This is a genomic window from Paraburkholderia sp. A3BS-1L (assembly GCF_051125215.1).
In the GTDB taxonomy this organism is placed as follows: domain Bacteria; phylum Pseudomonadota; class Gammaproteobacteria; order Burkholderiales; family Burkholderiaceae; genus Paraburkholderia.
The window spans coordinates 950,366-971,874 of the sequence record NZ_CP120442.1 but is presented as its reverse complement, the minus strand read 5'-3'; the positions used below and the strand labels follow the sequence as shown (position 1 = coordinate 971,874).

At 67.3% G+C, this 21,509-nt stretch carries 18 protein-coding genes; 9 read left to right on the top strand and 9 right to left on the bottom strand.

What is annotated here, in order from left to right:
- Positions 1-31 precede the first annotated feature (31 nt).
- From dcd to apbC, 3 genes are all read right to left on the bottom strand, one after another.
- Positions 32-601, bottom strand: a complete 570-nt coding sequence (gene dcd, locus P5W99_RS04370; RefSeq protein ID WP_129561453.1) for a dCTP deaminase — start codon at positions 599-601, stop codon at positions 32-34.
- A 231-nt stretch (positions 602-832) separates the two neighbouring features.
- Positions 833-1,381 (bottom strand): superoxide dismutase family protein, encoded by a 549-nt coding sequence (locus tag P5W99_RS04365; protein ID WP_421079148.1) that lies wholly within the window; start codon positions 1,379-1,381, stop codon positions 833-835.
- Positions 1,382-1,611: 230 nt separating this feature from the next.
- A complete protein-coding gene (gene apbC, locus P5W99_RS04360; protein ID WP_421023406.1) occupies positions 1,612-2,700 on the bottom strand; it encodes an iron-sulfur cluster carrier protein ApbC in 1,089 nt (362 codons plus the stop codon).
- Between the two features lie 362 nt (positions 2,701-3,062).
- Here apbC and P5W99_RS04355 point away from each other — a divergent pair, with 362 nt between their 5' ends.
- Positions 3,063-3,716 (top strand): OmpA family protein, encoded by a 654-nt coding sequence (locus tag P5W99_RS04355; RefSeq protein WP_421073770.1) that lies wholly within the window; start codon positions 3,063-3,065, stop codon positions 3,714-3,716.
- Positions 3,717-4,115: 399 nt separating this feature from the next.
- Positions 4,116-6,275 (top strand): methionine--tRNA ligase, encoded by a 2,160-nt coding sequence (metG, locus tag P5W99_RS04350; RefSeq protein WP_421023404.1) that lies wholly within the window; start codon positions 4,116-4,118, stop codon positions 6,273-6,275.
- A 91-nt stretch (positions 6,276-6,366) separates the two neighbouring features.
- Here the strand turns inward: metG and P5W99_RS04345 are convergent, their stop codons facing one another.
- Together P5W99_RS04345 and P5W99_RS04340 are read right to left on the bottom strand one after the other, a co-directional pair.
- Positions 6,367-10,878 (bottom strand): translocation/assembly module TamB domain-containing protein, encoded by a 4,512-nt coding sequence (locus P5W99_RS04345; protein WP_421079147.1) that lies wholly within the window; start codon positions 10,876-10,878, stop codon positions 6,367-6,369.
- Between the two features lie 91 nt (positions 10,879-10,969).
- Positions 10,970-12,847: an autotransporter assembly complex protein TamA gene (locus tag P5W99_RS04340; RefSeq protein WP_421079146.1), complete on the bottom strand. Its 1,878-nt coding sequence runs from the start codon at positions 12,845-12,847 to the stop codon at positions 10,970-10,972.
- Between the two features lie 274 nt (positions 12,848-13,121).
- Here P5W99_RS04340 and P5W99_RS04335 point away from each other — a divergent pair, with 274 nt between their 5' ends.
- The 4 genes from P5W99_RS04335 (at position 13,122) to panD (ending at position 15,801) form a co-directional block, all read left to right on the top strand.
- On the top strand, positions 13,122-13,307 hold the full coding sequence (locus tag P5W99_RS04335) for a DUF3460 family protein (protein WP_129561447.1): 186 nt from the start codon (positions 13,122-13,124) through the stop codon (positions 13,305-13,307).
- Between the two features lie 23 nt (positions 13,308-13,330).
- Positions 13,331-14,254, top strand: coding sequence for a segregation and condensation protein A (locus tag P5W99_RS04330; protein WP_421073767.1), 924 nt, complete (start codon positions 13,331-13,333; stop codon positions 14,252-14,254).
- A gap of 227 nt (positions 14,255-14,481) precedes the next feature.
- Positions 14,482-15,324: a pantoate--beta-alanine ligase gene (gene panC / locus P5W99_RS04325; protein ID WP_421073766.1), complete on the top strand. Its 843-nt coding sequence runs from the start codon at positions 14,482-14,484 to the stop codon at positions 15,322-15,324.
- A 90-nt stretch (positions 15,325-15,414) separates the two neighbouring features.
- Positions 15,415-15,801, top strand: coding sequence for an aspartate 1-decarboxylase (gene panD, locus P5W99_RS04320; protein WP_028221186.1), 387 nt, complete (start codon positions 15,415-15,417; stop codon positions 15,799-15,801).
- A gap of 89 nt (positions 15,802-15,890) precedes the next feature.
- Here panD and P5W99_RS04315 read toward each other — a convergent pair whose 3' ends face one another.
- Positions 15,891-16,517 carry an AAA family ATPase gene (locus tag P5W99_RS04315; RefSeq protein WP_421023399.1) on the bottom strand — a complete coding sequence of 209 codons (627 nt, stop codon included), beginning with the start codon at positions 16,515-16,517 and terminating at the stop codon, positions 15,891-15,893.
- A 253-nt stretch (positions 16,518-16,770) separates the two neighbouring features.
- Between P5W99_RS04315 and P5W99_RS04310 the strand changes: the two genes are divergently transcribed.
- The 3 genes from P5W99_RS04310 to P5W99_RS04300 all read left to right on the top strand — a co-directional run bounded on the left by P5W99_RS04310 (position 16,771) and on the right by P5W99_RS04300 (position 18,988).
- Positions 16,771-17,190 (top strand): PaaI family thioesterase, encoded by a 420-nt coding sequence (locus P5W99_RS04310; protein ID WP_421073908.1) that lies wholly within the window; start codon positions 16,771-16,773, stop codon positions 17,188-17,190.
- A 152-nt stretch (positions 17,191-17,342) separates the two neighbouring features.
- Positions 17,343-17,915 carry a bifunctional adenosylcobinamide kinase/adenosylcobinamide-phosphate guanylyltransferase gene (cobU, locus tag P5W99_RS04305; protein ID WP_434662008.1) on the top strand — a complete coding sequence of 191 codons (573 nt, stop codon included), beginning with the start codon at positions 17,343-17,345 and terminating at the stop codon, positions 17,913-17,915.
- Between the two features lie 176 nt (positions 17,916-18,091).
- Positions 18,092-18,988, top strand: coding sequence for a cobalamin-binding protein (locus P5W99_RS04300; RefSeq protein WP_434662432.1), 897 nt, complete (start codon positions 18,092-18,094; stop codon positions 18,986-18,988).
- Positions 18,989-19,018: 30 nt separating this feature from the next.
- Here the strand turns inward: P5W99_RS04300 and cobC are convergent, their stop codons facing one another.
- From cobC to cobT, 3 genes are read right to left on the bottom strand one after another with little or no spacing between them, the layout of a single operon-like run.
- Positions 19,019-19,609, bottom strand: a complete 591-nt coding sequence (cobC, locus tag P5W99_RS04295) for an alpha-ribazole phosphatase (RefSeq protein ID WP_434662006.1) — start codon at positions 19,607-19,609, stop codon at positions 19,019-19,021.
- On the bottom strand, positions 19,594-20,361 hold the full coding sequence (locus P5W99_RS04290; RefSeq protein ID WP_421023395.1) for an adenosylcobinamide-GDP ribazoletransferase: 768 nt from the start codon (positions 20,359-20,361) through the stop codon (positions 19,594-19,596). The genes cobC and P5W99_RS04290 overlap by 16 nt, the downstream gene beginning before the upstream one ends.
- The gene (cobT, locus tag P5W99_RS04285; RefSeq protein WP_434662005.1) at positions 20,358-21,440 is read right to left on the bottom strand and encodes a nicotinate-nucleotide--dimethylbenzimidazole phosphoribosyltransferase; all 1,083 of its coding nucleotides are present in this window, start codon (positions 21,438-21,440) and stop codon (positions 20,358-20,360) included. The genes P5W99_RS04290 and cobT overlap by 4 nt, the downstream gene beginning before the upstream one ends.
- Positions 21,441-21,509 lie beyond the last annotated feature (69 nt).

The window sequence follows — 21,509 nt, the reverse complement described above, 5'->3', positions numbered from 1 at the left end:
GTGTGTGCGGTGGGCGGTGGTGCGCTCGAACTCAGGTCTTGGGCAGCGTGACGCCGTGCTGGCCTTGATATTTGCCGCCGCGATCCGCGTACGACACCTCGCAGACCTCGTCGCTCTCGAAGAAGAGCACTTGGGCCACGCCTTCGTTCGCGTAGATTTTGGCAGGCAAAGGTGTCGTATTCGAGAATTCGAGCGTCACGTAGCCCTCCCACTCGGGCTCGAAGGGCGTCACGTTCACGATGATCCCGCAGCGTGCATAGGTGGACTTGCCCAGACACACGGTCAGGACATTGCGCGGAATGCGGAAGTACTCGACCGTGCGCGCGAGCGCGAACGAATTCGGCGGGATGATGCAGACGTCGCCCTTGAAGTCCACGAACGACTTTTCGTCGAAGTTCTTCGGGTCGACGATGGTCGAATTGATGTTCGTGAAGATCTTGAATTCGTCGGCGCAGCGAATGTCGTAGCCGTAGCTCGAGGTGCCGTAGCTCACGATCTTGCGGCCGTCCTCCGACATGCGAACCTGGTCGCGCACGAACGGCTCGATCATCTGCTGCTCTTCGGCCATGCGCCGGATCCACTTGTCGGATTTGATTGCCATGTTGGGCTACGGTCCAGAAAAAACGGGGAACGAAAAAAGATAACGCCGGAAACAACGCAGAAGCGGCGCGGGAATGGCCCGAAAGCGCGCCTCGCGCGCCCTGCCGCCCGCTTCGCGGCGCGCCGCCGCTGTACGAAAGGCGCCTATTTTACGCGATGTGGATCGGCGTGCCTGGAAGTGCACGCGAGGCGCCCCTTGGCGGGGCGTCATCGCGTGCGGTGCGGCCGCGCGTCACTGCGCCTTGATCACGCCGCAGGCGAGCGCCGGGCCGGTGCCGCGCGCGGGAAAGGCGTAGGGATCGATGGCGTCGCGATGCACGAGCACCGCGCGTTGCAGCACGGAGCGCACGCCGTCGAGCGAGACTTCCGGCGCCACGATGAAGCCGATGGCGACGCCATTGGAATCCGCGTGGATATTGCCGAGGTCGCCCTCCACGCGCACGCCCGGCTTGAGGCGATCGGCCGCGGGTGCGAACACGCTGCCGGCGCTCGAAGCGTCGGCAGCGTTGCAGTCGCCGCGATCGTGGACCTGGACCGCGTGGTCGCTGTCGGGCGCGAGGCCAAGAAGGTTGTAGCTCACCTGCACGCCGTCCGAGCGCTCGACGAACGAGACGGTGCCCCGCACCTGGCTGCCGACGACAGGCAAGACCTGTGCGAGCGCACGCTTGTCCTGCCGGCCCATGAAGCTGGTGCAGCCGGCCAGCAGCATGCACGCCGCCACGGCCAGCAGGGCTGCGCGGCCCGCGCGCCTTGCGTCTCCCCTCTCGATTCCTTTGCCCATGCAATCCTCATGTCCGCACGCGGTGCGCCCCTGCGCCCGTCGATCCGGACCCTTGAATGTCACATGATACCGCGCGCAAGGCCTTGTGCGCGCCCCGCGTGAGCGCTGCCACACACGCCGCAAGCCTTATGCAGCAAGGCTTAACGAGGTACGCCACGCGGCCTCGGCTCGGTATCGGCTCAAACAGGGACAGTTTGCCGGCCTGGCCCGCCAGCCGCGCGATGCGCGGCTCACGTGTTCTGCACGACGATGGTCGGGAACTTCGAGCTCATGTCGCGCGCGCGCTCCGCGATCTGGATCGCGATACGGCGGGCGATCGCCTTGTAAGTCGCGGCCACCGAGCCAGCCGGATCGGCCACCACGCTCGGATGGCCCGAGTCGGCCTGTTCGCGAATCCCGATGTCGAGCGGCAGGCTGCCGAGCACCTCCACGCCGTACTCCTTCGCCATGCGTTCGCCGCCGCCCGCGCCGAAGATGTGCTCGGCGTGACCGCAGTTCGAGCAAACGTGCACGGCCATGTTCTCGACGATGCCGAGAATCGGAATGCCCACCTTCTCGAACATCTTGAGACCCTTCTTCGCGTCGAGCAGCGCGATGTCCTGCGGCGTCGTCACGATCACCGCGCCCGTGACCGGCACCTTCTGCGAGAGCGTCAGCTGGATGTCGCCCGTGCCCGGCGGCATGTCCACCACCAGGTAGTCGAGCTCGCGCCAGTTGGTCTGGCGCAGCAACTGCTCGAGCGCCGAGGTGGCCATCGGGCCGCGCCAGACCATCGGGTTGTCCTGCTCGATCAGAAAGCCGATCGAGTTGGCCTGCACGCCGTGCCCTTCGAGCGGGTCCATCGACTGGCCGTCCGGCGATTGCGGGCGGCCAACGATACCGAGCATCATCGGCAGCGACGGGCCGTAGATATCCGCGTCGAGTACGCCGACCGAGGCGCCTTCGGCCGCCAGCGCGAGCGCGAGGTTCACGGCAGTCGTGCTCTTGCCCACGCCGCCCTTGCCCGAGGCCACGGCGACGATGTTCTTCACGTTCGGCAACAGCTTCACGCCGCGCTGCACGGTGTGCGCGGTAATCTCATGGCGCACCGCGACCCGGCTCGCCTTGACGCCGGGCACGCCGGCAAGCGCGCCTTCCACCTGGGCGCGGACCGCGTCGTACTGGCTCTTTGCCGGATAGCCGAGCACGATTTCGACGCCAACCGTATCGCCGTCGACCGTAACGTTTCGCACACCTTTTGCCGTTGCGTACGGCTTGCCCGTGTTCGGATCCACGAGGGCCGCCAGCGCGGCGTCGACCAATGCCCGATCAATGCTCATTCAAACTCCGTGTGCAAGAATGCGCCGGCGCCCGCGCGGCCGGAATGCCGTGAGGTGTCATGTCAGCGCCGGAAATCGCAAGAAATTGTTAAGCTGGATTGCGCAAATGCCCGCGGCAAGGCACGCTTCGCGGCATCGGCCCTTTTTGCACCGCTGCTTGTGCCGAATGTGCACTTGTCAAGCCGTCGCAAAAAAGGACCCATCATTGCCAGACGACTCGCGCATGTGCCCAAGTCGTCATTGTAGTAGTTGCAGCCGCGCGCCGTCCGAAGACCCTGAGGCCAATCGGGCCCAATCGGGCCCAATCGGGCGCAGTGACCGGCACAAGCGACTGTGCAGTTCCACCCAAGAGAGGATTGAAAATGAACACAAGAATCTTGACCCGCCTGTCCGTCTTCGCCGTTACCGGTGCGCTCGTCGCCGGTTGTGCAACCGAGCAGGGTACCAACACCGCCATCGGCACCGGTGTCGGCGCTGGCACGGGCGCGGCCATCGGCGCGATCTTCGGCGGCGGCAAGGGCGCGGCCATCGGCGCGGGCGCCGGCGCGCTGGTGGGCGGCATCACGGGCTACAACTGGACCGCCATCCACAACAAGCTCTCCGGCGCCACCAAGGGCACCGGCACGCAGATCAGCGAGCAGCCGGACGGCTCGCTCAAGCTCAACATCCCGAGCAACGTGACGTTCGACACCAACAGCTACGCGATCAAGCCGTCGTTCGCGCCGGTGCTCGACCAGGTCGCGCAGACGCTGCAGCAGAACCCGGAAGTGGTCGCGCAGGTCGTGGGCCATACGGACAACACGGGCCAGCCCGCTTACAACCAGACGCTGTCGGTCAACCGCGCGCAGAGCGTGGTCAACTATCTGGCTGGGCGCGGCATCCCGATGCAGCGCATGGCCGCCGAAGGCCGCGGCGACACCCAGCCGATCGCGGACAACAGCACCGAAGCCGGCCGCACTGCGAACCGCCGCGTGGAAATCTATCTGCGCGCGACGGCGCAGCACCAGGGGGGCTAAGCGCGCCTCGCGGCGCCGCATCAGCAATATCGCGACGCCGGCAACACCATGAAACGGGACGGCTGCAAAGCCGTCCCGCTTGTGTTTTGGGCGTGCGCAAACTGCAGCAGGCGGGCCTTCGGGCAGACCCACGGCGGGCGAAGTTAGCGGATTGAAAAATTTTTCGAACTCTCCCCCAACCCCGCTGTCTTTCTTTACGGTACGTGTGCGGCGACGCCGCCACGTCACCATTCTCCTCTTGTCGTTGTTGCTCCGGGGCCATCCTGCCCCGGTTTTTTTGCCTGGCATTTTTGCATGTGCGTCCGCATGCGCGTGGGCCGTCCTTCCCCGGCCGAACGCGCCCCGCCCCCGCCCTGCTAAAATCGTCGTTTCCCCCGCAACATCGGATTCCCCCCACTTATGTCAGCACCCGCCACCGACCTCGTCGCAGCCGGCGCGTCTACCGTTCAAAGCGGCCGCCGCCAGATCCTCGTCACGTCTGCTCTGCCCTATGCCAACGGGCAGATCCACATCGGCCATCTGGTCGAGTACATCCAGACGGACATCTGGGTTCGCGCGCTGCGAATGCATGGCCACGAGGTCTACTACGTCGGTGCCGACGACACCCACGGCACGCCCGTCATGCTGCGCGCCGAGAAGGAAGGCCTCACGCCGCAACAGCTGATCGCGCGCGTCTGGCAAGAGCACAAGCGCGACTTCGACTGCTTCGGCGTATCGTTCGACAACTACTACTCGACGGACTCCGACGAGAACCGCGTGCTCTCGGAATCGGTGTACCTCGCGCTCAAGGCGGCGGACCTCATCGAGACGCGCGACATCGAGCAGGCCTACGATCCGCTCAAGAACATGTTCCTGCCGGACCGCTTCATCAAGGGCGAGTGCCCGAAGTGCGGCGCGAAAGACCAGTACGGCGACAGCTGCGAAGTGTGCGGCTCGACCTATGCGCCCACCGACCTGAAGAACCCGTATTCGGTGGTCTCCGGCGCCACGCCCATCCGCAAGACCTCGACACACTACTTCTTCCGCCTCTCCGACCCGCGCTGCGAGCAGTTCCTGCGCGGCTGGGTGAGCGGCCTCGCGCAACCGGAAGCCACCAACAAGATGCGCGAGTGGCTCGGCGACGCGGGCGAATCGAAGCTCGCCGACTGGGACATCTCGCGCGACGCGCCGTACTTCGGCTTCGAGATTCCAGGCGCCCCGGGCAAGTACTTCTACGTGTGGCTCGACGCGCCCGTCGGTTATTACGCGAGTTTCAAGAACCTGTGCGAGAAGCGCGGCCTCGACTTCGACGCGTGGGTCAAGCCCGACACGAAGACCGAGCAGTACCACTTCATCGGCAAGGACATCCTGTACTTCCACACGCTGTTCTGGCCGGCGATGCTGCAGTTCTCGGGCCATCGCACGCCCACCAACGTGTTCGCGCATGGCTTTCTCACGGTGGACGGCGCGAAGATGTCGAAGTCGCGCGGCACCTTCATCACCGCGCAAAGCTATATCGACACGGGCCTGAATCCCGAGTGGCTGCGCTACTACTTCGCGGCCAAGCTCAATAGCTCGATGGAAGACCTCGACCTGAACCTCGACGACTTCCAGGCGCGCGTGAACAGCGACCTCGTCGGCAAGTACATCAACATCGCGAGCCGCGCGGCGGGCTTCCTCATCAAGCGCTTCGAGGGCCGCGTGCAGGACAGCGCGATGAATCATCCGCTCATCGCGCAACTGCGCGCGGCGATCCCGCAGATCGCCGCGCACTACGAGGCGCGCGAGTATGGCCGCGCGCTGCGCCACACGATGGAGCTCGCCGACGCGGTGAACGCATACGTCGATACGGCCAAGCCGTGGGAACAGGCGAAGGACCCGGCCAACGCGGCGGCGCTGCACGAAACCTGCAGCGTGAGCCTCGAAGCATTCCGCCTGCTTTCGCTGGCAATGAAGCCGGTGCTGCCCACGCTCGCCGAGGGCGTCGAGCAGTTTCTCGCGATCGCGCCGCTCACGTGGGCCGACGCCGGCAAGACGTTGTCGTCGCAACAGCCGATCAACGCGTACAAGCACCTCATGACGCGCGTGGACCCGAAGCAGATCGAAGCGCTGCTCGCCGCGAACCGCGACTCGCTGCAGGCCACGGAAGCGCCCGCGGCCGCCGACGCCAGCAAGAAGTCGAAGGCCTCGAAGGAAGCTGCGAAGAAGCCCGCTGCCGACAAATCGGACGAAACGCCCGAAGTCATCTCCATCGACGACTTCGCGAAGATCGACCTGCGCGTGGCGCTGATCGTCGACTGCAACATTGTGGAAGGCTCGGACAAGCTGCTGCAACTCACGCTCGACGTGGGCGAAGGCAAGACGCGCAATGTGTTCTCGGGCATCCGCTCTGCGTACAAGCCCGAAGACCTCAAAGGCAAGCTCACGGTGATGGTCGCGAACCTCGCGCCGCGCAAGATGAAGTTCGGCATGTCCGAAGGCATGGTGCTCGCGGCATCCGCCACCGACGAGAAGGCCGAACCGGGCCTGTACATTCTCGAGCCGCATAGCGGCGCGAAGCCGGGCATGCGCGTGCGGTAAAACAACGCCGCGTTCCCCTCGCGAGAGGGGCTTCGCTAGCAGAAGACAACACCCCGCAGGCGAGTTGCGCTGCGGGGTGTTTTGTTTGCGGCTACCACCGGATGCGATCGTAGCGCCGCGTATAGAGCACGTCCGCGCCGTAGAACGTGCCGCCGTAAGCGGTCACCGACCAATAGCGCGTGAGGTTGATGGTGGCCTTGATCGCGTTCGACGCCGACTGCAGCCCTTGCTCGTAGCCGAGCACGAACCGTTCGTTGATGGCTTTGGACAGCATCACAACCTCGGGATCGGTGAGGCCGACTTCGCTGCGCCCGATCGAGAATTCGTCGAGCCCGATGCTCTGCGCGATGCGCTTGCCCTGCTCGCTGCCGAGCAGGGCAAGCGCCGTCGTCATCGCGTTCTGCTGGCCGACGTTGTTGCCCTGGTCGGTGCCGTGGCCGAACAGCAGCCACGAAAGCTTGTCGCTGTCGGGCACGTTCGGCTCGGAAACGAGCTTCGCCACCGGCGCCTGGACCGTTCCGGTCACCTGCACGCCCGCCTCGACCTGCTGGTTGCGCCGCATCGCGAGAATGTTGATGCCCGGATTGCCGACCGGTCCATTGAAGGTGAAGAAGCCGTTCTCGATGTTGAGCTTGGTGCCGAACGCCGTGTACGTGGATCCTTCGGTCACGCGCACGTTGCCGACCGCGCGCAGCGGAACATCGGGCGCGCTGTTCACGGTGATCGTGCCGGCCAGTCCCAGGTCCGCGCCCTGGCCATGGAAGCGGAAGTCGCGCCCGAGGCTGATGGCGATGTTCGAGCGCGGCGAGAAGCGCGGCGCGGGTTTTTTCGACGCCGTCTCCTCGATCGGCGGCGGCACGCCGCCCGTGGTCGTGCCGTCGGGGCGCACGATCACGACGTCATCGCCGAGCGCGGGCGCGGCTGACTCGGGCATGTCAAAGCGCGCGTGATCGACGGTGAACTTGCCATCGATCTGCATGCCGCCCAGATGCCCGCCATTGGCGATGGTCGCGCTGCCCGACAGCGACAGCTTGCGGTCAGGCGAAGCAAAAAGCTCGAGCTTGTCAGCGATGATGCTCGCGGTGAGATCGGGTTCGGCATTGTCGAGCCGCACGCGGCCCGTCGCGCGCAGCGTGCCGCTCGTCGCACCGTGGAACTCGACCTGCTGGAAGTCGACGAGATTCTTCGAGAGCGCGATGCGTATCACGCCGTCCTTCAGCTCGACGCCCTGATCGACGACCGTGGCGGAAATGCCGTCGCCGACGAGCGAGCCCGTGAGGTTCGGCTTCGCGACCGTGCCGCCCAGCGCGAGGTCGAGCGCGAGATGGCCGTCGAGCAGATAGCTCGGGCCCAGCAGGCCGCCGGTGGTCTTGAGCGAGGGCACGTTCGCCTTGATCGTGCCGCCGAGCGGTGCTTCGTCGGCTATCGTGAGGATGCCGTCGCGCGCCACCAGCGTGGTGTTCGTGTCGATGTCGAGCACGCCCACGCGGCTCGCCTGCGCATGCGCCGTGAACGTGAGCCGGTTGCCGCCGCTGAAGGCGGCGCGCGCATGGAGATCGCCGATGCCAAGCGAGGCAAACCCGCGCCCGATCTCGGTCGTGATGTCGCCCGAGCGGCGCTTCACCTGCACATAGCCGCTCGCGCTCTGGCCGAGCGAGAAGTCCCAGTCGCCATCGAAGATCAGGTCCGATCTGAGCGTGGACGGCACGCCCGTGAACTGCTGGCGCAACTGCAGGATGCGCGCGAGCGAGACGTTCGTGAGCGCGCCCGCCGAGCGGATGCGGCCGTGATCGAGGTCGAACGACTTCAAGTCAAGCAAGGCGCCAACGGCCGCGATGCGCGTCGCGCCAAGCGTGAGCTTGCCCGGTCCCGCGCTCACCGTCACCGGCGCCTCCAGCTTCACACCCGGCACGCCGCGATTCTCGAGTTGCGTCACCGTGCCGTCCCAGCGCGTGCCTTCGCGGGTGTCCAAGAGCTTGCCGTTGGCCGCCACCGCGACGTCGATCGGCTGCCCCTGCAGCCTGCCCTTCGCGCTCGCGGTGAGCGTGTGCTTCGCGCGCGTGCCGGCAAGGCGCGCGCTCAGCGTCGTGATGTCGACGCCCGCCACGGCGATGCCGCTCGCATCGGCGCTGAAGGCGAGCGCGCCGTTCGCGCCATCGCGCGCCTCGGCGCGGCCCTCGGCGTGGCCAACGTGGTTATCGCCGAACACCACGTTCTCGGCCTTGTAGTCGAGCGTCACGTCGGGATGCGCAAACGTGCCGGTCAGGTCGCCGCTCGCTGCCAGCTGGCCCGCGACGCCGAAGCCGAGCCGGTCGAGCTGCGGCGCGTCCACGCGAAAGCGCAGGCGGTCGCCGCGCGCGCCGAAGCTGCCCTGCAGGTCGACGGTGTTGCCCGCGACCGAGAGGTTCGCGCGGCTCGGCAGGATGCGCGAGCCCGCGAGCTGGACGAGGCCCTCGCCGGTGAGCGGCAAGTCGTCGTAGACGCTCGGGCCGAGCTTGAACTCGGCCTTCGTTGTGAAGGTGGGCGCAAGCATGCCGCTTGCGTTGAGCGTGCCGTTCACGCGCGCCGTGATGCGGCGCGCCGGGGCCTTCGGCGCGGCTTTGCGCAGGGCCGCTTTCGGCGGGGGCGTTTTGGGGGCGGTGGCTTGCGTGGCGTTTCGAGTCGCGCTTTGGGTCGCGCTTTGGGTCGTATTGCGCGCGACATTCTGCGCGTCCGCCTGCTCGCTCGTCTGCGCCGGATTGAGCGCGGGGTTCATCGCCGGATTGAGCGCGAGGTTGCGCCTCGGATTCAGGGCGTTCTTTTCGGCCGCGCGCTGCGCATCGGTGGGCGCCGCGGGCTGCGCCGCCTTGTGCGCTGCCTTGTGCGCCGCGTCTGTGCGCGCCGGCGCCTGCGACGTCAGCGAGAGCGGATCGAAATCGGTCAGCACCGCCTTGAGCGTGTAACTCGAATTGGCGTCATGCTTGAGCGCGCCCGAGAGATCGAGACGTCCGGCACCCGAACTCAGCCGCACGTCGTTGAACGCGAGGCGCGCGGGATCCTGCGTCACCTTGCCTTGCAGGCGCAGCGCGGCCTTCGGATCGGCGAGATCGAGTGCGACGCTCTGCGCGTCGCCGGCGAGGCGCACCGTGACCGGTCCCGCGAGCTGGGTCGGGACCACGCTCGCTTCGATCGCGTTCAGGTCGAGTGCCGCCACCTTGAGGTCGAAGCGGCCATTGCGCCCGCTCAGCACGCCGCCGCCCGTCACCGTGGCGTTCTTCACGAGCCGCACGTTCAGGTTCGAGAGGCGCTGCGTGTGCGCATCGAGCACGACATTCGTGTGCGCGTCGATGAGCGGCAGCAGATGCGCGTCGATGGCGCCCGGCTTTGCGTTGACGATCGACACCGTGCCCGCGACCGTGAAGCCCGCTGCGTTGGCGTTCTCGTGACGCGCCGCGGCGCCGGAAGCGCCGGAAGCGCCCGATGCACCTGATGCACCTGATGCGAAGCCCGCGGCAAGAGCCGGCGCAGTGCCCGACGCGCCCTTTGCCCCGGACGCCGCGGCTTGCGACGCCGCCTCAGGCACCAACGGCTTGACCCCGCCCTGCGCGGGCGCGAGGTCGGCGCGCAGCGCGAGGTCGGCGAACGGCGCGCCCGGCGAAAACGCCTGCGGGTTCACGTGATCGAAGGCCAGCGTCACGCGCTTGAGCGGCACTGCGGCGAACGGCGCCGCCTCGGCGTGGGCTTGCCCCGTCAGCTTCATGCCGCTCGCCGCGATATCGGCGGTGAGCGCCTCCAGCGACCCGCCAAGGCGTGCACTCACCTGCACGTCCTCCTTGTTGACCTTGCCCGCATAGCCGAGGTCGCCCGAGAGCGCGAACGGCCGCACGCCGTCGAGCTTCGCGCTCGCGTTCACCGCGCCAAACGGCGTGTCGAGCTGCTCGACGGCCGCCTCGTGATGCCGCCCGTCACTGCGCGCGTGGAATGCGAAGTTCGAGAACTCGGTGGCCGAGGCGCCTTCGTGCAATGTGAGCTTCGCCACGCGCAAATCGCGAATCTCGAGCGCGAGCGGCAGCCGCAGGTCGCCCGGCAGCGTCATTGGCGACGAAGGCTTGGTGGACGGCACAATGCGCGCGTCGATGTCGCCCACATGCAGATAATCGAGCACGAAGCGCCAGCGGCGCCCCTCGTGGATCTCCAGCGCCCACTGGCCGCTCGCGCGGTCGACCGCGAAAGTGGTGCCGTCCTTGCCGCGCCAGCGCACGTCGCGCAGGCGCAGACCCGTTGCGAGCGTGCCGCCATCGAGCCGGCCTGCGAGCTGCCCGCCCAGCGCCTTGACGGCGACGCGCCAGGCCCAGGCCGTGCCGCGCTCGGTCGTCGCCACGCCATAGACGAGCCCGGCCACCAGCGCCACGATCAGCACGGGCGCCGCAACCGCCCACGCAAGCGATTTCCACAGGCGGCGCCGGCGGCGCGGCGGCGGCGCATCCGCGCCACTGCTGCCGTTCGCGCCATCGCCGCCCGGTGGTGTTCCGGAGGGCAGCGCCCCGCCACCCTCCGAGGGCGTGGCAAACGCCACCGCAGGCACGGGCCAGCCCGCGCGACGCCAGCGCTCGCGCGCGCTCATGCGTCGCCCCGCACGGCGGAACGCCCGTTGGCGGAGCGCCCCCTGGCGGGCAGCGGCGTCGAAACAGCGCGAAACGTGGCGAGCGTCATGATCAGAAAGCGATACCGAGAGTCACGTAGGGCCGCACCCGGCGGTCGCGAAAGCCGTACGCGAGGTCGAGATTGACCGGGCCGACGGGGCTGCGCCAGCGTGCGCCGAAACCCGCGCCCGGATAGAAGACCTTTTCTCCCCAGGTATCGGTGGCGGTGCCGACATCGAAGAACACCGCGCCGCCCCAGTCGTGATTGAACCAGTGCTGATATTCCGCCGACCCGGTCACGAGATACTTGGTCGGCAGAATTGAGCCGTCGACGTTGTTGCCGATGCTCTGGAACGCGTAGCCGCGCACCGAGTTCGAACCGCCCGCGCGAAACAGCAGCGACGCCGGCACGCTCGACGAACTGCTCCCTGTAAAGACGCCGCCCATCTCGGCGCGAAACACCATGATGTCGTCGCGGCCGATCGGCAGGTACTGCTGGCCGCGCATGTAGCCGCGCACAAAGGTGGCGTCGGAGCCCGCGCCCTTCACGCCGAAACCCGCCTCGACGCGCACGACGTTGCCAGAGCGCGGAAACAGCGGGTCGTCGACGTTGCGGCGCGTCCACGACCACTCGGGCATCAGCGCGCGGGCCATGGTGGGCGGCCCGGCGTTCTGGTAGAGGCGATCCTGGTAGTAGAGCAGCGAATACGCAAAGTCGATGTTCTGCGACGTGCGCGTACGCTGCACGCCCGCGCGCAGGCTGTAGATCGTGGTATCCGAGACGTCGGTGGTCGTGTACGACGCGAGCACGCTGTTGGTCCACGCATGCTCGCCCGGCGGCATCGAAAGCTGGATCTGGCCGTACTTCTGGATCTGGTCGAGCCGCCCCGAAAGCTCCAGCGGCCATGCCGAACCGAAGGTGTTCAGATAGGTGTACGAGCCCTGAACATGCGCGCCGGTGTCGGTCGAGTAGCCCACGCCGCCGCGGAAACTGTTGTACGGATACTCGCTTACCTTGACGTGCAGCGGCGTCTGCTCGGGCTTTTTCGGGTTGTCGTCGACGTCGATGGCCACGCTCGCGTAGTACGGCGTATTCTGGACCTGGCGCTGCAGTTCGGTCACGCGGTGGACATCGTAGATTTCGCCGGGGGTGATCGGGTTCACATTGTTCACGATCCGCTCCGGGTAGCGCCGCGTGCCCGAGACGTCGATCTGCCCCATCGTGAAGGTCGGGCCGCTGTCGAATGTGACGGAAAGTTTCGCGTCATGCTTGAGCGGGTCGATGCGCGCCTCGGAGCGCACGATCTTCGCGCCCAGGTAGCGGCGCGCCTGCAGCGTCCTGAGCGCCGCGCTCTTGGCGCCGCTCCAGCCGGATTGCGTGAAGGCTTCGCCCTCGTGCAGCGAGAACGCAAAACGCGCGGCGTTTTCCTGCGCGGGATCCTCGCTCAGCACCGGCCCGGTGAACGTCAGGTTCACCGCCGAGATGGTCGTGCGCGGGCCCGCATCCACATGCACGATCACGCGACGCTTGCCGTTTTCGCCGCTGCGCACGTCGGTTCGCACGACGGGCGTGAAATAGCCTTCCGTGGACGCAAGGTCGCGCACCTGCTGCGGCGTGGCGGTGATGAGAAAGTCGAACTGATCGTCGCTCACGCCTGGCCGCGTGGAAAAGCGCGCGATGTCGAGGTGCGCTTCGAGCAGCTTGGCCAGCTCGCGCGGCGAGCTCTGGACTTCGACGTCGTAATAGGTGCGCTTGTGCGACCACGGCAGCAAATCGACCAGATCGGCCCGCGCGGGCGCCGCGCTCATGAGGCTGACGAGAAGGCTCACGGCGAGCCACGCGGCGAAGCGCAGCGAGCGCGTCTGCACGCGCGCAACGGCGTGCCCGCGCCGCGTCACCCGCGAGGGACGCTGCTGCACGCGCACCGCTTCGTTCACCCTTCCCGCCAAACAAACCTCCAGCCGTGTTTCTTTTTTCCGTTGCACACGCCGGGCGCGGGCGCAAACGCGTTATTTCACCACATCGGCGCTCGAAAACCCCAGGATGCGGCGCAAAAAGGGCCGCAAGATGCGTTGTAACCGGGCACCATGGCTGCCGGGGACGGGGCCCCGGCATCGCCCGTGCGGATGTTCCCCGTCCCGCGCTTGCGGTAAAATTCTCGCCGACACGCGTCAATCACACTGAATCGCACTAATCGCAAACTACCCGCGACGGACATTCGCCATGTATCAGTCGGAAATCACGCAGTTCCTGAATCAACTCAAAGAGCAGAAGCCCGGCCTGGAAGAGCAGCAGCGCAAAGGCCGTGCGCTCCTTTGGGACAAGCAGCCGCTCGACCTCGACGAGCGCGAGCGCCAGCAAGCCTCGCGCGTCAAGCAAACGCCCTACGTCTACTACCAGAACTTCTGATGGCCGAGGCCGACGGGGCCGACATGGCTAATGAGGCCGAAGGGAAGGCCGCCGCGGGTCATGCCCTTCCGGCCGCAGCCGAAGCGCATCACGCTGCGGCAAGCCCGGCCAGCGCGGGTGACGCACTCACCGCTCCCGCCACGGATTCGACGCCCGACACGGTCGACGGCGTCGCTTTCGCGCGCCTGTACGGCGAGCCGCTCTTCAAGCTTCCGCAAGACCTCTACATCCCGCCCGACGCGCTCGAAGTCTTCCTCGAAACGTTCGAAGGCCCGCTCGATCTGCTGCTCTACCTGATCCGCAAGCAGAACTTCAATGTGCTCGACATCCCGATGGCGGATGTCACGACGCAATACCTCGGCTACGTCGAGCAACTGCGCAAGACCAACCTCGAGCTCGCCGCCGAATATCTGCTGATGGCGGCCATGCTCATCGAGATCAAGTCGCGCATGCTGCTGCCGGTCAAGAAGGCCGACACGGGCGAGGAAGCCGAAGACCCGCGCGCCGAACTCGTGCGGCGGCTGCTCGAATACGAGCAGATGAAGCTCGCCGCGCAGCGCATCGACCGTCTGCCGCAGCTCGGCCGCGACTTCCTGCGCGCCGAGGTCTATATCGAGCAGAGCATCACGCCGCGCTTTCCCGACGTGGACAGCAACGACCTGCGCGCCGCATGGGCCGACGTCATCAAGCGCGCGAAGCTGGTCCAGCACCACAAGATCTCGCGCGAGGAGCTCTCGGTGCGCGAGCACATGAGCGTGATCCTGCGCAGGCTCCAGGGCGCACGCTTCATGGAGTTCTCCGAGCTCTTCGACACCACGCGCGGCGTGCCCGTGGTGGTCGTGAACTTCATCGCCATGCTCGAGCTCGCGCGCGAGTCGCTCATCGAGATCACCCAGGCCGAGCCGTTTGCGCCGATCTACGTGCGCCTCGCCTATCTCCCGGCCTAGCGGCGCGCCCGGCGCTCCGCCTGACGCTCGATGAAGGGGCGATAAGACCCCATCAAGCCAGGCCAGGATAACCCCCCATCCGGAACGGCTGCGCCGCGAGCGCAAATCCTCTACAATCGCCCGCGCCTGCCCCTGACGGGCCGGGCACGCCATCCGGGCGGCCGCGCCGCGCGCCATCCGCTTGCCGCAACCCGTCTTGCCCCGTGCGAGGCATAACGCATCCGATCATGAAAGTCATCAGCTCGATTCAGGAACTGCGCGACCAGTTGCGCGGCCAAAACCGCACCGCGTTCGTGCCGACCATGGGCAACCTGCACGAAGGCCACCTCTCGCTGATGCGCCTCGCGCGCCAGCACGGCGACCCGGTGGTCGCCAGCATCTTCGTGAACCGCCTGCAGTTTGGCCCCAACGAAGACTTCGACAAATACCCGCGCACGCTCCAGGACGACATCGAGAAGCTGCAAAAGGAAAACGTCTACGTGCTGTTCGCGCCCACCGAGGCCGACATGTATCCGCAGCCGCAGGAATACCGCGTGCATCCGCCGCACAATCTGGGCGACATTCTCGAAGGCGAGTTCCGGCCCGGCTTTTTCGAAGGCGTGTGCACGGTCGTCATGAAGCTGATGTCGTGCGTGCAGCCGCGCGTGGCGGTGTTCGGCAAGAAGGATTACCAGCAGCTGATGATCGTGCGGGCGATGTGCCAGCAGTTCGCGCTGCCGACCGAAATCATTGCCGCCGAAACCGTGCGCGACACCGACGGCCTCGCGCTCAGCTCGCGCAACCGCTATCTCTCGCCCGCCGAGCGCGCGGAAGCGCCGCAACTGGCGCTCGCGCTGCGCGGGATTCGCGAAGCCGTGCTCTCGGGCCGCCACGACTTCCAGCAACTCGAACTCGAAGCGATGGCCGCGCTCGCCGCGCGCGGCTGGCAGCCCGACTACATCGCCATCCGCAAGCGCGCGAACCTGCTGCCCCCCGCAGCCGGCGTTGCCGCCGATGCGGATGCGCCGCTCGTCGTGCTGGCCGCGGCCAAGCTGGGCCCCACGCGCCTGATCGACAACCTCGAGATCTGAGCGCCGCGCGCCGTTTCATACGTTTTCCAGCCGATTTTTCCCGTATTACCCGTGGCGGGCCGCGCGCCCGCTCGCATGAGGAGACTCACCATGCAACGCCATATGCTCAAGTCGAAGATTCACCGCGTCGCCGTCACGCACTGCGAGCTGCACTACGAAGGCTCGTGCGCGATCGACGAGAACCTGCTCGAAGCGGCGAACATCGTCGAAAACGAGCGCATCGACATCTGGAACATCAACAACGGCGAGCGCTTCACGACCTACGCGATCAAGGGCGAGCGCGGCAGCGGCATGATTTCGCTGAACGGCTCGGCCGCGCGCCGCGCGCAACTGGGCGACCTCGTGATCATCGCGGCTTTCGCGAATGTGGAAGAAGAAGAGCTGAAGGCGGGCTGGAAGCCGGACCTCGTGTTCGTCGACGAGAACAACCGCATCAAGGGCAGCCGCGACCACGTGCCGACGCAAAGCTGGACCTGATCGCGCCAAACCCGGGCGGCCTCGGCTTTGAGCGCCGGCGCCGCCCGCAGGCAAGGCAGGCGCCGCCGGGGTTGCCGCTTATGTGCTGCTCATTTGGCATTTACCCACTCGATAATCGAGCGCCACTGGTCGAGATCCTTCTCCACGCGGCTTTTCGCGACGTCCCATAGCGTGAGCCCGTGGGCGGCCATCTGCACGTAGTTCTGCGTGTCGCGCACATAGCCCAGCACGGGCAAGTCCAGCCCCTCCACGAAACGCTGCAGTTGCTCGGCCGAGCGCGTGCGCGCGTCCACCCGCATGCCCACCACGCCCACCTTGATGGCGCCCTTTCTCACCGCCTTTTCCCTGGCGAGCCGGTCGAGAAAGTCCTTGGTCGCGAGAATGTCGAACATCGAGGGCTGCAGCGGCACGATCACCTTGTCCGCGAGCGCGACGATCGCGGCGAGCCGGTTGCCGTGCAGCCCCGCCGGCGTGTCGATGATGGCGTGCTCGAGCCCCTTGGGCGGCTTCGCCGGGTTATCGAGATCGACGCTCCAGCTCTCGATGGCGGGCAGCGTCTCGGGCCGCAGGTCGAGCCATGCGTGCGCCGACTGCTGCCGGTCGAGATCCGCGAGCGCGACCCACTCGCCTTGTGCCGCAAAATAGCCGGCCAGATTGGTGGACAGCGTGCTCTTGCCAACGCCGCCCTTGGGGTTCGCCACCACGATCACCGTCATGAATGCTCCCGTCAGGATGGCTGGCGCGCGGGCCAGCCGGTTTGCCGATTCTGCCGAATTCTGCCGATTTCGCTTCCGCCGATGCCGCCGCTGCCACGCCGTTGCGCGCGCGAGCCACCGGGAAGCCGCGCGACACACCGATGCGCCGACGCAACCGTCCGATAATATCGGCAAATGCGGCGGCGCCGAAGTCCGGGCCCGTGCCTGCGTCGAGCTTCGCCCCTATTTTCCGACAATCAAGGAACCTCCTGCCATGAGCATCTTGCGCACCGATATCACCATCGATTCCCTGCACCAGCGCCAGCGCGGCCGGCTGCCCGAGCTGATGGGCTTTCGCGCGCTCGCGCTCGATCAGGGGCTGCTGCGCGGCGAACTCGATATCCGCAGTGAACTGCTCGCGCCCAATGGCTTCCTGCACGCCGCCACGGTCATCTGCCTGGCCGATACGGCCTGTGGCTATGGCTGCTTCGCGCACCTGCCGCCAGGCGCGAAGAATTTCACCACCATCGAGCTCAAGAGCAACTTTCTGGGCACGGCGCGCGAAGGCACGCTGAGCGTGGTCGCGACCGGCGTGCATCTCGGGCGCAGCACGCAGATCTGGGATGCCACCGTGACAGGCCCGGACGGCAAAACCACCGCACTGTTCCGTTGCACGCAGATGGTGCTGTACTGAAGCGGCAGGCCTCGCTGAAATGCGCCGTTTTCAGCCCCTCGCGCCGTAAAGGCGTGCCAGGCTACGCGCTCCCGCCGCGCTCGCCGTCAATCTGCTTGAGAAGGGACTGCTCACATTAGAAACAGGCTTGCGCGGGCCGCTACAATCGCACGATGATTTCACGCGACCTCACCTTCATCGTCGGCGGCGCGCGTTCGGGCAAGAGCGCCTACGCCGAACGCCTCGCCACCGAAAGCGGCCTGCCAGTCACCTATATCGCCACCGCCAGCATGCCCGGTGGCGCGCATGCCGATGCCGAATTCGCCGCGCGTGTCGCGCATCATCGCGCGCGGCGGCCCGCCCATTGGGGGCTGATCGTCGCGCCGCACGATCTCGCGGGCGCGCTGGACGCCGCGGCCACGCCCGGCCAGTGCGTGCTGATCGATTGCCTCACGCTCTGGCTCGCCAACCTGCTGTGCCCGCCCGAGTCTGAGACGCCGCTGCCCGACTGGCGCGCCCGCCTCGACGCCTTCGCCGCCGCCTGCGAGCGCGCAAAGCGCGCCGGCTGCACCGTGCTCGTGGTGAGCAACGAGATCGGCATGGGCGTGGTGCCGATGGGCGCGGCCACGCGCCTTTACGTCGATGAACTCGGCCGCCTGAACCAGCGCATCGCCGCGCTCGCCGACCGTGCGACGCTTGTGGCGGCCGGTTTGCCGCTCGTGCTCAAAGCGCCGCCATCGTGCTGACAACGCTGAGCCGGCCCGCCACCGCCGCTCTCGCCGTTGCCGGCGTAGTCGTCGAGCACTGGCTTGGCGAGCCGCGCCGCGCGCATCCGCTGGTCGCGTTCGGCGCGCTCGTGAACCACATCGAAAAGCGGCTGAACACCGGCCGGCGCGGCCGCCCGCTCACCCACGCGCTCTTCGTGGCGGCTTGCGCCGCGTTCGCACCCGGAACCGCCCGTGCCGGCGCAATCAGCGCAATCAGCGCCGTCGACGACGCCGGCGAAACCGTCACGCTCGCCGCGCCCGCACAGCGCGTCATCAGCCTCTCGCCGCACGCAACCGAGTTGATCTACGCAGCGGGCGGCGGAGCGAGGCTGGTGGGCGCGGTCGCCTACAGCGATTACCCGCCGCAGGCGCGAAGCGTGCCCCGCGTCGGCGACAATCGCGCATTCGACCTCGAACGCATCGCCGCGCTCAAGCCCGACCTGATCGTCGTGTGGCGGCATGGCAATGCGCAGCAGCAGATCGACCGTCTGCGCGAGCTGCACATCCCGCTCTTCTTCAGCGAACCGCGACGGCTCGACGATGTGGCGACCTCGCTCACGCGGCTCGGCGCGCTGCTCGGCACGGAAAAAACCGCTGCGGAAGCGGCGCTCGCGTATCGCAGCACCATCGCGCAATTGCGCACGCGTTACGCGCAGCGCGCGCCGGTGAAGGTGTTTTACGAAGTCTGGGACCGGCCGCTCATGACGATCAACGGCGAGCACATGATCAGCGACGTGATCGCGCTATGCGGCGGACGCAACGTCTTTGCCGCGCTGCATCCGCTGGTGCCCACGCTCTCCACCGAAGCCGTACTGGCCGCCAATCCCGATGCGATCGTCACCGCGTCGCAAGGCGCAACGGCGCCGGACCAGCCGCTGCCCGCGCTCGCGCACTGGCGCGCGTGGCCCCAGATGCATGCAGTGGCGCGCGGCAATCTCTTCGCCATCGACGGCGATCTGCTCACGCGGCCCGGGCCGCGCATCGCACAAGGCGCAGCGCAGTTATGCGAGGATCTCGATCGCGCGCGTTCGCGCGATGCAAACACCAATTAATCTGGAATCCGAATAAACCGGCAGCGCACGTCACGCGTTCCAGCGCGCGAGCTGCCACTCGCCGCCCGACGCCTCGCGGCGCAGCGTGACGATCGCCGCCATGGCGAGCGGCCAGCGTGCGCAGCGCTCGAGCGGAAAATCCAATGCGCGCGCGGCAACCGCGCGAATCACGCCCGCATGCGCCACGGCCCACACGCGCTCGTGCGCCCCGGCGTCGAGCGCATCGAACCACGTCGACACCCGCGCGTAGAACTGCGCGACGCTCTCGCCGCCGTGTGTGCGCGCATGCGCGAAATCGGCGGCCCAGGCGTCGATCTGCGCACGCTCGATGGCGTCCCAGCGCTGCATCTCCCACGCACCGAAGTCCATCTCCGCCAGACGCGCATCTTCATGCGCAGCCATGCCGTTGTGCATCTGCCCGAGCAAGCGCGCCACGCTCGCGCAACGCGCAAGCGGGCTCGTTTCGATACGTTGCGGCGCGCGCACGTCGAGCGCGGCGAGGCGAGCGGCAATCGATGCCGCGCCGGCATCGGCGGCTGCGGCAAGCGCGACGTCGGACTTGCCGTAGCACACGCCTGCCTCCACCGCCACGGCAGGATGACGAATCAGGACGAGATCCAAGCGAGCCCCATCAGATAGATCGCAAGCTCGAACACCTGCTGCGCGAAGCCGAGGCAATCGCCCGTATAGCCGCCGATGCGCCGCACGAAATACCGCCCAAGCCCATAGCGCAGCACGCCGAGCACCGCGAGCGTCGCCACGCCCGCACGCCAGTCCGGCCACGCGGGCCAAAAGAGCCACGGCAGGCCGAACACGAACGCGCAGCCGAGCGAGCGCGCGCTCATGCGCTGCGCGAGCGGCTTGGCCTTGCCCTCGGGCCGCACGTAATCGAGCGAGACGAGGTAGCTGATGGCGAGCGCGCGGCTCGCGGCATGGCCGGCGAGCATGAGCGTGGCGGCGCGCAACGGCGGCAGCGCGGCCAGCGTCTGCCACTTCAGCGCGAGCGAGATCACGATGCCGATGGCGCCAAACGCGCCAATGCGCGAGTCGTGCATGATGCGCAGCACGTCCTCGCGCTGATACGCGCCGCCGAATGCGTCGATGCAATCGGCAAGACCGTCTTCATGGAATGCGCCGGTCGCGAGGAGCGTCGCGGCCATCGAGAGCAGCACCGCCACGCTCGCGGCAAACACGTGGAGCGCCGCGAGGTACACGAGCGCCGCCAGCGCGCCGATCAACGCGCCGACGAGCGGAAAATAGCGCGCCGCCGCGTTCAGCCATTGCGGCTCGAAACCGACCCAGCGCGGCACCGGCACGCGCGTGAAATAGCCGAGCGCCGTGAAGAAGTACCGCAGTTCCGCGAGCGGATTCAATGCCCACGCTCGCTGCTCTCGTCCACGCCGGCGGACTCGAAGCTCGCCATTTCATTGAGAAACGCCACGGCCGCGCGCAGGAGCGGCACGGCCAGCGCGGCGCCCGTGCCCTCGCCCAGACGCAGATCGAGCGCGAGCAGCTCGCGCGCGCCGAAATGATCGAGCATGCGACGATGCCCCGCCTCGTTCGACGCATGCGCGAACACGCAGTACTCGCGCACGTGCGGCGCGAGCGCGTCCGCCACCAGCAGCGCCGCAGTTGCAATGAAGCCATCGACGAGAATCGCCATGCGCTGGCGTGCCGCTTCGAGAAACGCGCCCGTCATCATCGCGATCTCGAAGCCGCCGAAGGTTGCGAGCACATCGATCGGCTCGCGCGCATTCGGGTGACGCGCGAGCGCCGCCGCGAGCACATTGCGCTTGCGCGCGAGGCCCGCGTTGTCGAGCCCCGTGCCGCGCCCCACGCATTCGTCGATGGGCACGCCGCACAAGCGGCTCATCAGGCACGCAGCCGATGACGTATTCGCAATGCCCATCTCGCCGAAACCGATTACGTTGGTGCCGAGTGCCGCGTGGTGACGCACGCGCGCCGCGCCCGTCGCGAGCGCAGCAATGGCTTCGTCGCGCGTCATCGCCGCTTCGTGCGCGAAGTTGCGCGTGCCGCGCGCGACCGGCAGCGAGACGAGCGTCGAAACCTCAGTGAGCGGCGGCAGTGGCGGCAATGGCGTTGCAACACCGGCATCGACGATCTCCAGCTCGAGCCCGGCCACGCCGCTAAACGCGTTGATGGCCGCGCCGCCCGCGATAAAGTTCGCGACCATCTGCGCGGTCACCGCCTGCGGATACGGGCTCACGCCTTCGTTAGCGATGCCGTGGTCGCCGGCGAACACGATCATCACGGGACGCTCGACGCTCGGGCGCGTGGTGCGCTGGATCAGGCCGAGCTGGCGCGCGAGCGCCTCGAGTCGACCGAGGCTGCCCGGTGGCTTGGTCTTGGTATCGATGAGGTGCTGAAGCTCATTGCGCAGCGACGGATCGAGCGGCTCGACAGCCAGCAATTCGGAAAGCGTTGAAGTCATGTTGGTTTCAGTTCGGTTCAATGCGCGGTTCAATGCGCGGTTCAATGCGCTGTTCAATACCGCTCGCGC

Excerpts from the sequence above, each read along its gene's own strand:
- P5W99_RS04330 (WP_421073767.1), top strand. The coding sequence starts at position 13,331 with ATGGCTAATGAGGCCGAAGGGAAGGCCGCCGCGGGTCATGCCCTTCCG.
- P5W99_RS04335 (WP_129561447.1), top strand. The coding sequence starts at position 13,122 with ATGTATCAGTCGGAAATCACGCAGTTCCTGAATCAACTCAAAGAGCAG.
- P5W99_RS04310 (WP_421073908.1), top strand. The coding sequence starts at position 16,771 with ATGAGCATCTTGCGCACCGATATCACCATCGATTCCCTGCACCAGCGC.
- cobT (WP_434662005.1), bottom strand. The coding sequence starts at position 21,440 with ATGACTTCAACGCTTTCCGAATTGCTGGCTGTCGAGCCGCTCGATCCG.
- metG (WP_421023404.1), top strand. The coding sequence starts at position 4,116 with ATGTCAGCACCCGCCACCGACCTCGTCGCAGCCGGCGCGTCTACCGTT.
- dcd (WP_129561453.1), bottom strand. The coding sequence starts at position 601 with ATGGCAATCAAATCCGACAAGTGGATCCGGCGCATGGCCGAAGAGCAG.
- P5W99_RS04345 (WP_421079147.1), bottom strand. The coding sequence starts at position 10,878 with ATGAGCGCGCGCGAGCGCTGGCGTCGCGCGGGCTGGCCCGTGCCTGCG.
- panC (WP_421073766.1), top strand. The coding sequence starts at position 14,482 with ATGAAAGTCATCAGCTCGATTCAGGAACTGCGCGACCAGTTGCGCGGC.
- panD (WP_028221186.1), top strand. The coding sequence starts at position 15,415 with ATGCAACGCCATATGCTCAAGTCGAAGATTCACCGCGTCGCCGTCACG.
- P5W99_RS04315 (WP_421023399.1), bottom strand. The coding sequence starts at position 16,517 with ATGACGGTGATCGTGGTGGCGAACCCCAAGGGCGGCGTTGGCAAGAGC.
- P5W99_RS04365 (WP_421079148.1), bottom strand. The coding sequence starts at position 1,381 with ATGGGCAAAGGAATCGAGAGGGGAGACGCAAGGCGCGCGGGCCGCGCA.
- apbC (WP_421023406.1), bottom strand. The coding sequence starts at position 2,700 with ATGAGCATTGATCGGGCATTGGTCGACGCCGCGCTGGCGGCCCTCGTG.
- P5W99_RS04355 (WP_421073770.1), top strand. The coding sequence starts at position 3,063 with ATGAACACAAGAATCTTGACCCGCCTGTCCGTCTTCGCCGTTACCGGT.
- cobU (WP_434662008.1), top strand. The coding sequence starts at position 17,343 with ATGATTTCACGCGACCTCACCTTCATCGTCGGCGGCGCGCGTTCGGGC.